At 35.9% G+C, this 13605-nt stretch carries 17 protein-coding genes and 1 other RNA gene; 12 read left to right on the top strand and 6 right to left on the bottom strand.

Annotated elements, in window-relative coordinates:
• Window positions 1-35 precede the first annotated feature (35 nt).
• On the bottom strand, window positions 36-632 hold the full coding sequence (recU, locus tag IC621_RS15630) for a Holliday junction resolvase RecU (RefSeq protein ID WP_191159255.1): 597 nt from the start codon (window positions 630-632) through the stop codon (window positions 36-38).
• 120 nt (window positions 633-752) lie between these two features.
• Here recU and IC621_RS15625 point away from each other — a divergent pair, with 120 nt between their 5' ends.
• The 3 genes from IC621_RS15625 (at window position 753) to IC621_RS15615 (ending at window position 3651) form a co-directional block, all read left to right on the top strand.
• Window positions 753-1760, top strand: a complete 1008-nt coding sequence (locus IC621_RS15625) for a DUF2515 family protein (protein ID WP_191159254.1) — start codon at window positions 753-755, stop codon at window positions 1758-1760.
• A gap of 1167 nt (window positions 1761-2927) precedes the next feature.
• Window positions 2928-3206 (top strand): hypothetical protein, encoded by a 279-nt coding sequence (locus IC621_RS15620; protein WP_191159253.1) that lies wholly within the window; start codon window positions 2928-2930, stop codon window positions 3204-3206.
• 82 nt (window positions 3207-3288) lie between these two features.
• Complete coding sequence (locus IC621_RS15615; protein WP_191159252.1) at window positions 3289-3651, top strand: YppE family protein; 363 nt, start codon at window positions 3289-3291, stop codon at window positions 3649-3651.
• Between the two features lie 107 nt (window positions 3652-3758).
• Here IC621_RS15615 and IC621_RS15610 read toward each other — a convergent pair whose 3' ends face one another.
• Window positions 3759-3926, bottom strand: coding sequence for a hypothetical protein (locus IC621_RS15610; protein WP_191159251.1), 168 nt, complete (start codon window positions 3924-3926; stop codon window positions 3759-3761).
• Between the two features lie 673 nt (window positions 3927-4599).
• Between IC621_RS15610 and IC621_RS15605 the strand changes: the two genes are divergently transcribed.
• Window positions 4600-5022, top strand: a complete 423-nt coding sequence (locus tag IC621_RS15605) for a YppG family protein (protein WP_224752571.1) — start codon at window positions 4600-4602, stop codon at window positions 5020-5022.
• Window positions 5023-5068: 46 nt separating this feature from the next.
• On the opposite strand, the gene IC621_RS15600 is transcribed toward IC621_RS15605, so the two are convergent.
• The 3 genes from IC621_RS15600 to IC621_RS15590 are packed head-to-tail and all read right to left on the bottom strand — an operon-like array spanning window position 5069 to window position 5640.
• On the bottom strand, window positions 5069-5206 hold the full coding sequence (locus tag IC621_RS15600; RefSeq protein WP_191159250.1) for a hypothetical protein: 138 nt from the start codon (window positions 5204-5206) through the stop codon (window positions 5069-5071).
• Between the two features lie 37 nt (window positions 5207-5243).
• Complete coding sequence (locus IC621_RS15595; RefSeq protein WP_191159249.1) at window positions 5244-5495, bottom strand: sigma-G-dependent sporulation-specific acid-soluble spore protein CsgA; 252 nt, start codon at window positions 5493-5495, stop codon at window positions 5244-5246.
• 4 nt (window positions 5496-5499) lie between these two features.
• The gene (locus tag IC621_RS15590) at window positions 5500-5640 is read right to left on the bottom strand and encodes a hypothetical protein (protein WP_191159296.1); all 141 of its coding nucleotides are present in this window, start codon (window positions 5638-5640) and stop codon (window positions 5500-5502) included.
• Window positions 5641-5814: 174 nt separating this feature from the next.
• Here IC621_RS15590 and IC621_RS15585 point away from each other — a divergent pair, with 174 nt between their 5' ends.
• Window positions 5815-5958 (top strand): hypothetical protein, encoded by a 144-nt coding sequence (locus tag IC621_RS15585; RefSeq protein WP_191159248.1) that lies wholly within the window; start codon window positions 5815-5817, stop codon window positions 5956-5958.
• Between the two features lie 105 nt (window positions 5959-6063).
• Here the strand turns inward: IC621_RS15585 and IC621_RS15580 are convergent, their stop codons facing one another.
• Window positions 6064-6528, bottom strand: coding sequence for an Hsp20/alpha crystallin family protein (locus IC621_RS15580; RefSeq protein WP_191159247.1), 465 nt, complete (start codon window positions 6526-6528; stop codon window positions 6064-6066).
• 248 nt (window positions 6529-6776) lie between these two features.
• On the opposite strand from IC621_RS15580, the gene IC621_RS15575 reads away from it, so the two are divergent.
• The 7 genes from IC621_RS15575 (at window position 6777) to rnpB (ending at window position 13273) form a co-directional block, all read left to right on the top strand.
• On the top strand, window positions 6777-7277 hold the full coding sequence (locus IC621_RS15575; RefSeq protein ID WP_191159246.1) for a PTS sugar transporter subunit IIA: 501 nt from the start codon (window positions 6777-6779) through the stop codon (window positions 7275-7277).
• Window positions 7278-7395: 118 nt separating this feature from the next.
• A complete protein-coding gene (locus tag IC621_RS15570; RefSeq protein ID WP_191159293.1) occupies window positions 7396-9666 on the top strand; it encodes a DEAD/DEAH box helicase in 2271 nt (756 codons plus the stop codon).
• On the top strand, window positions 9641-10951 hold the full coding sequence (locus IC621_RS15565) for a ribonuclease H-like domain-containing protein (RefSeq protein ID WP_318153063.1): 1311 nt from the start codon (window positions 9641-9643) through the stop codon (window positions 10949-10951). The genes IC621_RS15570 and IC621_RS15565 overlap by 26 nt, the downstream gene beginning before the upstream one ends.
• 312 nt (window positions 10952-11263) lie before the next feature.
• Window positions 11264-11689 (top strand): CotD family spore coat protein, encoded by a 426-nt coding sequence (locus IC621_RS15560; protein WP_224752570.1) that lies wholly within the window; start codon window positions 11264-11266, stop codon window positions 11687-11689.
• 181 nt (window positions 11690-11870) lie between these two features.
• Entirely contained in the window at window positions 11871-12431 is a 561-nt protein-coding gene (locus tag IC621_RS15555) for a DUF1273 domain-containing protein (RefSeq protein WP_191159245.1), read from the top strand.
• Between the two features lie 84 nt (window positions 12432-12515).
• Entirely contained in the window at window positions 12516-12812 is a 297-nt protein-coding gene (gene gpsB, locus IC621_RS15550) for a cell division regulator GpsB (protein WP_191159291.1), read from the top strand.
• Window positions 12813-12887: 75 nt separating this feature from the next.
• Window positions 12888-13273: RNase P RNA component class B (rnpB, locus tag IC621_RS15545), an RNA gene on the top strand.
• Window positions 13274-13605 lie beyond the last annotated feature (332 nt).

Genomic DNA, 13605 nt, shown 5'->3' with positions numbered 1-13605 from the left:
AGTTCGAAGAAAATGTATAGAATAGCATACTGATTTTATTGGTTAAAATAAAGTTTATCTATTACTTTAATATAATCAATTCTTGGTTGATAGCCAAGTGAGATAAGATGACCATTCTCTTCAAGTTCTTGAATTGTCATTGATTTTCGGCCTCCATCTTCTTTTCGTTTCCAAAAAGTAAAAAGGATCCGTGCTTCTATAAAATAAACCTTATGAAATGCGGAAATAATAACAAAACAGATTCCGCCTTGCTCCAGTACATTTTTCATATGCTCGATTTGATGGTCATGAAAATTTTGAAGGGGAAATGATGTCTTATTTTTTGTTTCCTTTGCTTCAAAATCAATGTATTTCCCGCGATAAACGCCATTATAGTCTGTCGTTGAAGACTGTTTAAAATAGGCTTCCTTTATAACTGCAGCACTTCTTCGCGGATAATGAACATCAACAATTTGGACTGGAGTTGGTTTTTTATGAATAACAGCTATTCCTTTTTCTAAATAATATAAGTTCGTTTCATTTAGGTCATCTTCGAGGGTCATCCCCCGATTGCTGTATGTTAGGTTTTCCGATTTGCGTGGAGTTATTGATTGTTTCTTTTCATAAAGTTTTCCATTTGGGTATCGAATCACCTTTTTCTCCTCCTCGCCCTCAAACTATTACCTATCATAACAAAAAAAAGCGGGAAGTAATGGTAAAAAAGATCTGTTTTTTTACGTATTTATGTCATTTTTATGAAAAGAGGTGCTAAAATGGCTAAATTCTCCCTTAACTCAAATCACACTCTTGACAAGCTTGACATTCCTTCTTTAGTTGCTGATAAGGTTAAGTGTGGAAATATAGATAATATATCAAGAACAATCTTTTATGCAAATTTTTTTACCCGTCATCCCGAAATCAAATGGGCTTTTTTAGCAAGCATGGTCTCTCGAAATGCAGGCTGGTGTATGACTGATCTAGAAGGCAGCTTGTTTAAGAATGTTCTTACAAAAAAAGAACGGAATCTTTTGTTTTTAACTTATGAAGATGCGAATTGGCTGATTTTCTCTGATGCCTCTCCACAACTTCTTTTATATGAAATTTCAAAGGCTACCAATACTCCTTTATTTAACTTGTTGAGGAGATTTAATGTTTCTGAATTCATGATCAGAGAATGGTATGAGTTTTGGAAAAACAAAAATGGCCAGCGATTATTGACAAGCCTTATTATTAATGAACAAAACCTGATACAAAGGCCTGTTCTTCAGAATAAACTGTTTAAAAAGTTTGTCTTTAAAACTTTTCCATACAAATTTCAAGATTTCATGCATTTCAGTACAATTATTTTTCCTACTTTGGATGGTGAACTGTATGGTTTTTCTGTCCATGGATTTTTATATTTAAAGAACAGAATTGAACTGGGTAAACGGCTTTCATGGCTGCTTTTTCATCCCTGTTATTTTCAGGAATTTTTACGCTTTTCGACAACCGTTGTTCATACAGGCTCTCGATATGATTTTGAAAAACATGTGTTACATAATAGCAAACGGTCAACTCCTTTTTTAAGAACAACCTATCCAGAGGTTACACATCATATAGACGAAAAAGATCGAAATTGGTTTCATGGGCAATCCTTAAATAAATTTTATCATTATCCAAGGATCCCAAAAAAAATTGAAATTACGGAGTGGTATTTAAAAAAACAGCAGCAGCTAAAGCTTCTAGCTATAGTGGAAGAATATCTAAATGTTCGAAAACACAAACCTGAGGAACATCCATAGAGAATCGAGAAAATAGGGGACTCTTTTTCTAAAAGATAGTTGCTTTTTGTTGATAAAAAATCTTATAGATAAAGGCAATTGGCTTACTATAACTTCTAATTAATATTTTGTTTAAATAGTACAATGTTTGTAAAATCGGAGATAAATAAAAACAGACTGCTTAAAAACCAACAAATCTTCTAGTACTTAAAGAAGTTGATGTTGTCTATATTTAAGCAGCCTGGTCTTTTTTATAAGATCAGAAAGTTAGGTTAATTAAAGTATTATCGTGTTAAAGAGCGTTGTCTAGCTGCAGCGCCTAGCCCGCCTGAGGTCTCAAGGCCAATCTTCCAAAGAAAGGAAAAAACGCCTTTCTGTGAAGCTCGCCCGAGTGCTTGCCCTAGGCTGAGCAAGGCGCTTCCGCTTTTCCTTGTTGTCCAGCACAGGCGGACAGACGTTCTAGTGCCGGCAGGCATAAGGACGTGAGGCCTTTGCCGGCCAGGAGCCATCGGCCCTTAGGTCATAAGCCGAAGGACTAGCACCTTGCGCTTTTCGTTCAATCCTTCTAACAGGGAAATCAAGCTTTTATTATGTAGAAGGACGATTTGGTCCGTTTAGTTTCTTATCTCCAAATCCCTTAGTTTCTTGGCCCTGTTTCTTTTTAGGCTCTTTCTTTTCTTGCTTGTTCATGTAACTTTTCACCTCCTGTTTTTCAATTCTAACGGTCAGTTAAACCCCCAACTGGAATTTTCCGAGAATTTGGTGGAGTATAACTTTTCGCAGGTGTCCGAGAAAAAAAGCACACAGACTAAAAATCGCCATGTCAGTTGCAGGTGTCTGTGGCTAACGTCCTGTGGATATGATGCTGACCATCAGTGGGAAATCAGAATATCCCAAAAATGAAAATTTTCCTTTTTATTGTTTACTTTGTGCGTTATTTCATGCAGGCTTGTCGAAAAATTGATAAATAATAAAAATCTCTTCTTTCTTTGCCGAAACAAAACTAGTTTTGTCAAGTGTGAAGGGAGTTGAAGCCTGCTCATTGAATAGTCTATAAAAGAAAGAGGACGGAGCGTACTATATGATAAATGATTCTAATCACTCCGCTCCTTTTGCAAACACAATCATTCTTTCATACTAGCTGGCTTCCGAGTAACCATCTTAGTGTGAGAGAGAGGAGGGAATGAAATGAATCAATTAATTGAACAAAGCAAAGTGATTACTATGCTTCAAGAGATTGAAAAAGAGCTGTCAAAGCTTGAAAAGCAATTAGATAGCAGGGTTGGTGAAAAAGTCAAAAAGGATGAATATCATTTGGTAAAACAATTATTAAATACTGAAACAGAGATTTCAAAGCTTCAAACATTCGCAGCGAATGCACCTTCCAATTCTAATCATATTTCCACTTCTTTAAATTCAGTAAAAACAAACTTAAAAATGTCTCTCCAAAAAACAAGTTTTTCCTAGGTGAAACTTGTTCATTTCTAAAAGAACGAACGGCTCGCTAAATTTATCCACTTCTGTTACGATGCATATAGAGGTGAACAGATTGAAGAAGAGAATCATACTTCTGACTAAAGCTATGCTTCAACTAAATAATGAAGCAATGGATCGACATATCTCAATCATGGAAGGCCAATCAGCTGGCTATGATTTTTTTGAAGTAGTCAAACCGGCAGTTGATGAAGCAGATCGGTTGACGGCAGAGTGGAAGGCATTAGTTCTTAAGTGGATACAATTAGAAAAACCTAAATATATCTACCCAATCCAAATAGAAACGACAATTGATCATTTTGAACAGCTAATCCTACAATCCTACTTTCCAGATTTGAAAAAGAAGCGTTTTAAAAATATGAAGGAGTCAAACGAATACATTTTTAACAATATATTAACGGAGATTGAAGGGGACTAAAAATCAAAAAATTCAGCAGCTACGACAAATTATCGCTGTTTTCTAAAATAAAACAAGCTGGGAAGCGGACTTACTTAACTTTGTCCACTCTCCAGCTTATTTAAGTATTATTCCTTTTCTGTTTTCACTGAAACAGGGCGGCCTCCTTCTTTAGCGACTGGTTCAATTGCATATTCCACATCCTCTATATGCTTTGAAGAAGTTTTTCGTCCATGCTCCGGTATCGTCGGTTCATGCCCTTTCTTTTTCGCCTCAAAAGCTTTGCCTCTGCCCATAAAAAGTCCTCCTTAATCATGTTAAAACCCATTCTTAATATGAGTAATTGAGGCAAACAATATACGACTTTTAATAAGAAGAAAAAGTAAATCCCGATTAAAATATTCCTATTGATATATATAAAGAGAAATTTCCATCAGCAAGTGTTTCGAAACATAGGATGTGCAAGTAGAGCCGCCTGAGACAGGACGCACAAGTATTTAACCTTTATTCATTAATCCCCCGCCAATCTTCATTATTTCTCCAAGGATTGGGCATAAGGCAGTATTCCCGCTAAGAATGAGATAAATTTTTTGTGAACATTATAAAATCTTTTCGTTTGGTTATAACAAAACGACCCTTGATTTCTTGGAGGAGTATGATAACAAGTTCATCGAGACAGTTATTAAGTTCATTTTTAAAAAAATCATTTATTACATAATCACCTTTTTACCTTTTTTTCATATGTATGTATCAGCCTAGTTTGAACGCGGACGAAAGAACCGCTAATATGCACAGGACATACAGGCAAATAAGAAAGCTTTTTTTAAGGCTTGTTGCTTTTGAAAGAAAATAGACAGTTACAAAAGCAATCAGTTTATTTTAGATTGCTTCAACTCACACATCCGATCAAAATGTGTTTCAATCGTAACAAAGCTTATGAAAACAGCCTAACAAAAAAGGAGGAGGCAGATGTACCACCGTTACTCACGTTATAGAAGAAGGCAGAACACTCCAATTATGCAGCATTATCCTTATATGTATCCATATGAAATCAATTCACAATATGATATGTACCAAAAGCCGGCAAGCTTTCAACCTCAGCAAATAAATCAGAATATGATGTATCAGCAAAATGGCCAACATCCGAATTACAATATGTATCAGGGGGGGAGTTTTCACCAGCAGCCATCCCCTTATCCTAACCCTTATCCGAGACCTACGCCATTTGTTCCCCCGCAACAATCAGGTATGCAAACGATTATGTCTCAATTTAAAAAGCATGATGGACAGTACGACATTAATAAAATGATGGATACAGCCGGGCAGATGATGAGTGCAATGAATCAGATGGGCTCTCTTGTTAAAGGTGTGACATCTATTTTTAAAGTATAAAGTGCCAGACAATGTCTGGCACTTTATTAAGGAAGCTTCATTTCATTTATCCCTTTTTATTAGAGTATTTGGCGGCTAATAGAGCGATGACTTCCCGGTAGGAAAGTCCTGATTTTGCATTAAGCCTCTTCACTTTTTCAACATTTGTATTGGAATATTGTTTGGTGGAAAAATATTTATTCATGATGATCCCTCTTTGTTTTATATAATTAATTGCCTCTCTAATAAAGAATTTCGTACACTTCATTTAAAAAATGAAGTCGCTCATAATCTTTTTCATCAGCAGCGTATTTTATTTCATTTGGAAGAACATGATTTAAAAATTGGATCTCTTGTTCAGATAGTTCATTAACAAACTGTTCTTCTGACTGTTCTTGAAAGTGAAGAAGTTTACGATAAATCTCCTTCCCTTCATCACTTCGATCAATATAATTTGCAAGTGATTCTCTTAAATATCCGAGTGATTGATCCAAAGTTTCATTCATCCTTTTTGAGTTTTTTATTATTATTACGATTATCAAGGTTTGTTTTAATAACTAGCTGGGGTGAAGTTGAAGGTTCTGCTATTATACGATCACTTAATTGTTTAAAGTCAGGCATGTTTTTATTATAAGACAATACGGAAACACCTCCTTATGATTAGTTTTTCTTTACTGGCTGTTTTCATGACGACAAATATTCCCTTGCAAGCAATGGAATGGGGAAGGCCATTCTAAAAATGATGACCAATTCCATCAACAATAAAAATTGGATTTGGTATAAATAAAAAAGGAAAAACAGGAGTGAACAATAATGACAAACAGAAACGACAATCGTGAAAGAAAAAACAAATATCCTAATAACAAAAGCTTTACAAAAAACGCTCAGGACTTAGCGAAAGATCCAACTCCTGAAAACAATCCAAAATACGGAAGTCATTCTCATAAAAATTCATAGGGCCTGAGTGAGATCAAAGAGCTGTGTTAAAACTTGTCCAATCTTAGGTGCTGGCTCAGGCGACAGCTTACTTTCATGTGATAACAAAAAAGCGGATGGAGTCAATCACCCGCTTTTTCGGTTATTCGGCAATTTAATTAATAATACTTTTTGTTGATATAAAACAGTTAAATCTTTTCTTTCAGCAGGGAAGGGTAATAATAATGATCTCGTAAGGTGGCTCACTTTTAATGATTTATTAAAAGTGGCAGTGGGCTCATGAATGATTTCCCTTTCCTCCTCATGCAAGAAGGTGATCGTTAATACCTGGTCTTTTACATCTAATTCAATGTTTTCACGGTTAATTCCCGCCGGGAGAGTCACTTCTATAATAAAATAACCTTTCTCTTCATTTGTTTTGATATCCATTGAATTCATCTGTATTGAGTTTTGCAAGAAATTGTTTAAGTCTCCCATTATTTGCTTAACTGGCTCAGATTGTAAAAAAGGCTCTACTATAGATTTTATAAATGGGTCTGATGTTGAAAAGAGACCTTGTAGAGCATTTTTTTTATCTTTTTGATTATCCATTTAAATACCTCCCTAAGTCATTTTTAGTTTATGCACAATTCCGAGAAATGGTTTTAATAAGTTGATGAAGCCTGAGTTTTATGATTTAATGTAAAAGCACTATGTAGTTACATACGAGTAAATATTTTGGTAAGGTATAAAATACCATTTTCAGCAGAATGGCTCCCGTAAAGTTTAAAATCGAGTCGTTTTATTACAAAGAGGAAGGGTATTTTAATAATAAAAAGAGCTTAGAAAGGAGTATGACGATGTTAAAAAAATTATTTGGAAAAAAGCAGGAGAAAGTAAGTGAAGAAACTGTCTTCTCTCCATTAAACGGACAACTTATCGAGATAGAAAAAGTCCCAGATCCTGTGTTCTCTCAAAAAATGATGGGTGATGGAGTAGCTATAGAACCAACAGATGGAAAAGTTGTTTCCCCAGTGGACGGAGAAATCATTCAATTATTCCATACGAAGCATGCGATTGGTATAAAATCTTCAAGCGGAATGGAACTTCTCATTCATATTGGTCTTGAAACCGTTAATATGAATGGAGAAGGATTTGAGGCACATGTAAAAGAGGGTGACAAAGTGAGCGTTGGTGACCCCCTTATTACTTGTGACCTTGATTTAATTAATGAAAAAGCAACTAGCACCGTAACGCCAATTGTAATTACAAATGGCGATATTGTTGAATCACTATCTAAAGAAAATAGCGGATCAGTACAAAATGGCCAATCAAAGATATTTCAAGTGAAAATAAAGTAACGAATAACTGAAATGAAGGACAAGCTTGGTAAAAGCTTGTTCTTTTTTTCTTTCATTGCGAACGTTTATTCGCTACAATAGATTTAGGGAGGTGATCGTTTTGTTTCGTAAAAAAAATATGTCTGATTTAGTGAAACTCTTAAAAGAAGATAACCGTTTTAAGGACCAAATTGTCTCATGGACCACAATAAATGAAAAAGAAGCAAAATACGAAACGATTCCCGAAACTGTTGATGAAAAATTAAAAACAATATTAAAAAAGAGGGGAATTTCTTCTTTATATACACACCAATCAACAGCCATGAAAACAGCAGAAAATGGGTATTCATTTGTAGCTGTAACCCCAACTGCCTCTGGTAAAACATTATGCTACAATTTGCCAGTATTACAGGAAATCCTTAATAATCCAAATAGCCGGGCATTATATATTTTTCCTACAAAGGCTCTCGCTCAAGATCAAAAGAGCGAGCTTAATGAAATTATTACTGAATTAGGTGTACCAATCCATTCCTATACTTATGACGGTGATACAGCACCTAACATCAGGCAAAAAGTAAGAAAAGCCGGTCATATTGTTATTACAAACCCTGACATGCTTCATTCTGCCATTTTGCCTCATCATACAAAATGGGTTTCTTTGTTTGAGAACTTGAAATATATTGTGATTGATGAACTGCATATTTATCGAGGGGTTTTTGGAAGTCATGTAGCGAACGTCATCAGGCGGCTAAAAAGAATATGTCAATTTTATGGAAGCAATCCCCAGTTTATTTGTACATCAGCAACAATCGCAAACCCTTCAGAGCTTGCTGAAAAATTGACAGGTACAAGGATGAATTTGATCAATAATAATGGAGCCCCATCTGGGAAAAAACACTTCATTTTTTATAATCCACCAATTGTAAATAAACCATTAAATATTAGAAAAAGTGCTACGCTGGAAGTCCGAACGCTTGCTAGTGAGTTTTTAAAAAATCAAATTCAAACAATTGTTTTCGCAAGAAGTCGTGTAAGAGTAGAAATTATCCTCACTTATTTGCAAGAGCTGATAAAGTCAAAGGTTGGAAATAAGTCAATTAGAGGCTATCGCGGCGGCTATTTACCAAAGCAAAGGCGTGAAATTGAAAAAGGTTTAAGGTCAGGGGAAATTTTAGGCGTTGTCAGTACCAATGCACTGGAACTAGGGGTAGACATCGGTCAGCTGCAAGTATGTATTATGACAGGCTATCCAGGAACCATTGCAAGTGCTTGGCAGCAGGCAGGAAGAGCGGGGAGAAGGCATGGGGAGGCAGTTATTGTTATGGTTGCAAGCTCAAGTCCATTAGATCAATATGTCATAGCCAATCCTGATTACTTCTTTAAACAAAACCCGGAAACAGCGGTTATTAATCCAGATAATCTTATCGTATTAGTTGATCATATTAAGTGTGCTGCGTTTGAGTTACCCTTTAAACAAGATGAGGCCTTTGGTGGATTGGAAATTTCTGATATTTTAGAGTTTTTAACAGAGGAGAAAGTTCTTTATTATAATCATAATCGATATCATTGGATGAATGATTCTTTTCCAGCTCATTCAATCAGCCTGCGATCTGCCTCACAGGAAAACGTTATAATCGTTGATCAGTCGAATATCGCGCACGTAAAAGTTATCGGAGAGATGGATCGATTTAGTGCGATGACTTTGCTTCACGATGAAGCTATCTATTTGCATCAAGGAACGCAATATCAAGTGGAAAAACTTGATTGGGAAGAGAAAAAAGCATTTGTAAGTGAAGTCGATGCAGATTATTTTACAGATGCAAATTTAGCGGTACAGCTTAAAGTTTTAGAAATCGATCAAGAGAGGGAGCTGCCTCGATCATCTCTTGGATATGGGGATGTTACGGTTCAAGCAAAAGCAACGATCTTCAAAAAAATCAAATTTGAAACACATGAAAATATTGGATCAGGACCCATTCATCTCCCTGAAGAAGAGCTCCACACTAATTCTGCTTGGATAAGCTTCGGTCATGAAATAAAAGACCAATGGAATGAAAATCGATTAGAGCAAGCACTGCTTGGATTAGCAAATGTCTTTCAACATGTAGCTCCTCTTAAGGTTATGTGTGACCCAGCTGATTTACATGTTGTTCCGCAGGTAAAAGCTATTCATAATGATGAACCGACTGTTTTTCTTTATGACCGATATCCTGGCGGTGTCGGGTTGTCCAAAAAAGTGTTTGAGCTTTTTGAAGACATTTCTAAAGATGCTTGTGAAGCTGTTTCCATTTGTTCCTGTCAGCATGGCTGTCCTTCGTGCGTTGGAAACGAGGGCGGTGAAAAGCAAAAAATGGATACACTGCTTCTCTTGGAGAATATAAAAGGTGAAACATATTTCATTAAAGAATAAATTGGCTAAATTTAAGAAGCATATGGTGAGAGAGCATGAAACAACTAAACAAGAAGCACTTCATGTTCCAGAACAAAAACTTTCTGAAAATAAAGCAGTTTTTCCTTATAAAGATGAATGGAAGAAACAACATGCAGAAGCTTTTGTTTTTGAAAATGAATATTGTATCGTCCGGAGAATCGTTTATCCTTTATCCTTTCAGCATGGCAATTACCCTTTAAATGCACTACCAAATGTTGTTGAGGAATGGAATAAAAGCACGCTGAAACACCCATTATCATGCAAAGGGCACGAAGTAAGAGACTTGTTTTTCTTTGATACGGAAACAACCGGTTTGGGAGGAGGAGCGGGAAATACAATCTTTTTGCTTGGACAAGCGCAAGTACTCGAAGATCAGGTTGTTGTAACCCAGCACTTGCTTCCTAAACCAGGAAATGAAGTAGCTCTATATCAGAGTTTTTTAAATCAAATTAACTTAAAAACGTTAGTAACTTATAATGGCAAGGCTTTTGATTGGCCTCAAGTTAAATCCAGACACACTTTAATCCGTAACAGTGTCCCACACTTACCTGACTTCGGTCATTTTGATTTGTATCACGCATCCAGGAGACTTTGGAAGCATCATCTTGATTCTGTGAAATTAGCAATTGTTGAAAAAGAAATTTTAAATGTCAACAGGGAAGAGGATGTTCCAGGCTATTTAGCCCCTATGCTTTATTTTCAATTTTTACAACAGGAAAGTCCGGAAATTCTTACAGGTGTATTAAGGCACAATGAAATAGATGTTCTTTCCTTAATTACTTTATATATTCATCTTTCTAAAAAAATTTTAAATCGTAAAGATATAGACGATGAGGAAGAACAATATGAAATGTCAAGGTGGCTCATGGGACTTAAGGCTGAAAAAGATGCATATGAACTGTTTGAAGAAGTCTCCAGCCGATCAGGAAGAATGAGAAATAAGTCAAATCTTCAAATCGCAAATTTCTTGAAACGAAAAGGGGAATTTCAACAGGCAGCCAGGCTGTGGAGGGATGTGTTTGAAAAGTCTAAAGGCATGTCTAAGTTTAAAGCAGGCATTGAATTGGCAAAGTTTTATGAGCACAGAGAGAAGGACCTGAATCAAGCACTGAAAGTAGTAAGGGAAATGTTGATGACTATTAAAGAGCAAAAGCGAAATGAAAATACCCATGAAGATAAAATTGAACTTGATTTGTTAAAAAGGGAATTACGTTTGGAAGGGAAATTAACGAAAAAATATTCCCCGGGCAAGCGCAAATCATGAGCATTTTCGATATAATTTTTGTCGAATTTATGAAATTAACAAAAAGAATAAAGAATGAATTGTAGAAAGATGCTGAAACCTGTAAAATGAAGAAATGTGATTATCATAAATATTGGGGAGAGCATTATATGTACAAAGGCATTCTTTATTTGTTTTTTCTTATTGTCGTGTTAACAGTGTTTATATTTTCAAATTACAAAGAAAGCTTTTACGCATTCTTCTAAAAATAGGTTTTTACATTAGTACATGTACACTCCTTTTATCATAGGCTGTTAATGTAAGACAGATATGATAGGAAGGGAGACTAAAATAATGTTTTGTAAACCAAAAAAGCTAGCTCCGATTGTTCATCCAACGAAGCATTGTGTACAATGTAACAATTCTAAAACAGTTGTTCCTCATATCCATCCACAGCATACAACAACTGTAAACAATGATTTTTATGAGCATGTACACTACTATCCACAAACACAATCTGTAGTAAATCAAGCATCACATCAAAATTTTAATGCAGGTCCCGGCCCTCAGGTGGCAGGTGCTCAAACAGGTCCTATGGGTCCTGGTTATGGCATGGGTCCTGGCGGTTACGGCGGTATGGGAATGGGTCCGGGTATGGGCGGACCAGGTCAAGTTGCAGGTGCACAAACAGGTCCTATGGGACAAATGATGCCAAACATGGGTCCTGGATCCCAAGTTGCAGGCGCTTCTAATGGCTATGGTAAAATGAATCGCAGATAGGTGAGTTAAATGGAGCTGAATATTTCAGCTCTATTTTTCATGTAAAAAAAGTCTAAGTATATTCAATTATTAACATGTTAAAATGAGTTATCTCTTCCCGCTCCAGTTTTTTACCTTTTTGCAATCCTCAGGTAGGACCAGCGGTTTTTAAAAAGCAAAGATAATCAAAGGAGAATAGTCAATGAATGTTATGCTTGTTAGCGGCTATAAACCTCATGAGCTAGGAATATTCAAACAAAAGGATCCAGCTATTAAATTTATCAAAAAAGCTATTTTTAACGTCTTGTTTCCTGCGATTGAGGAGGGCTTGGAATGGATAGTTATCAGCGGCCAGCTTGGAGTTGAAATGTGGGCAGCAGAAGTTGTATTTGAACTTCAAGAAAATTATCCAAATCTTAAGTTAGCTGTTCTTACTCCATTTTTGAATCAAGAAAAAAATTGGAAAGAAAGCAATAAAGAATTGTATGAATTCGTCCTTTCACAAGCAGATTTTGTGGATAGCATTACAAAAAAAGAATATGAAAGTCCTGAACAGTTTAGGTTGAAAAATCATTTTTTGATTTCAAAATCAGACGGTATGCTGCTCGTCTATGATGATCAAAAACCAGGAACCCCTAAATTTTTGTTAGAGACTGCGAAACAATATATATCAAATAATTCGTTTGAAATAAAGCAAATTACGTTTGATGATTTACAAATGGTTGTTGAGGAAGTACAATTATTTGAAAATGAACAATCTTGATTAACCTGAGCATTGCCAAATTGACAATCGGGGGAATTTTTGAAAAAATATAAGTTGAGGATTTCACAATATGAGGTGAAAGTTATGCTATCGGATAAAATTAAATTGACTGCGAAAGAAATTTTGGAAAAAGAATTTAAATCAACTATGCGTGGCTACAAGCAAGAGGATGTAGATAAATATCTAGATTACATTATCAAAGACTATGAAACATTTCATCAGGAAATCGAAGAACTGCAACAAGAAAATTTACGTTTGAAAAAACAATTAGAGGAATCATATAAAAAACAGCCAACACAAACTAACACAACAAACTTTGATATTTTAAAAAGATTATCAAATCTTGAAAAGCACGTTTTTGGAAGTAAGCTATACGATTAATTACATAAGATATACATTTATTTCCACTTGCAATCGTACTTAAATTCAACTATAATTTACTTTGCGTTTCAATTAACGTTCGGGTAATCGCTGCAATCTTTTGATTGTAGAGGAAAGTCCATGCTCGCACGGTGCTGAGATGCCCGTAGTGTTCGTGCCTAGCGAATTCATAAGCTAGGGCAGCTGATTACAGCTGACGGCGGGGAAAGGACCTAAGTCTTCATGATATGGTCTAAATACCCTGAAAGTGCCACAGTGACGGAGTCTTGCAAGAAATTGCAAGAGTGGAACGAGGTAAACCCCTCGAGCGAGAAACCCAAATTTTGGTAGGGGCACCTTCTTGGAGGAAATGAACGAAGAGAAGGACAGGAGATTCTTTCTTCTGTAGATAGATGATTGCCGCCTAAGTACGAGGTTTTATACCGTTTGCAGTACGAAGGAACAAAACATGGCTTACAGAACGTTATTTAAACGATGATTAAATAGTCTGAAAAATAAGCTCTCCCTTTTCTGGAGAGCTTTTGTTTTTATAAGATCAGAAAGTTTAATATAATTAAAGTATTAACGTATTAAAGAGTGTTGTCGTTGTCTAGCTCCAGGCGCCATCGGCTCTTAGGTCATAAGCCAATCCGTCAAGAAGGTTAAGGAACAACCTTCATGCCGGCTCGTCTTATGCTTGTCGCCGATAGGCGGGCGCCTTGCGCTTTTCGTTCTTAGTTAAGAAAATTTAAGTTAATTAAAGTATTAACGAGATAAAGAGTGGTATCTTTGTCCAGCGCAGGCGGGACAGGAC

The sequence above is a fragment of the Metabacillus arenae genome, from assembly GCF_014773385.1.
GTDB classification, from domain to species: domain Bacteria; phylum Bacillota; class Bacilli; order Bacillales; family Bacillaceae; genus Metabacillus_D; species Metabacillus_D arenae.
Note: the sequence above shows the minus strand (reverse complement) of the source record. Positions and strands in the feature narration are given on the sequence as shown.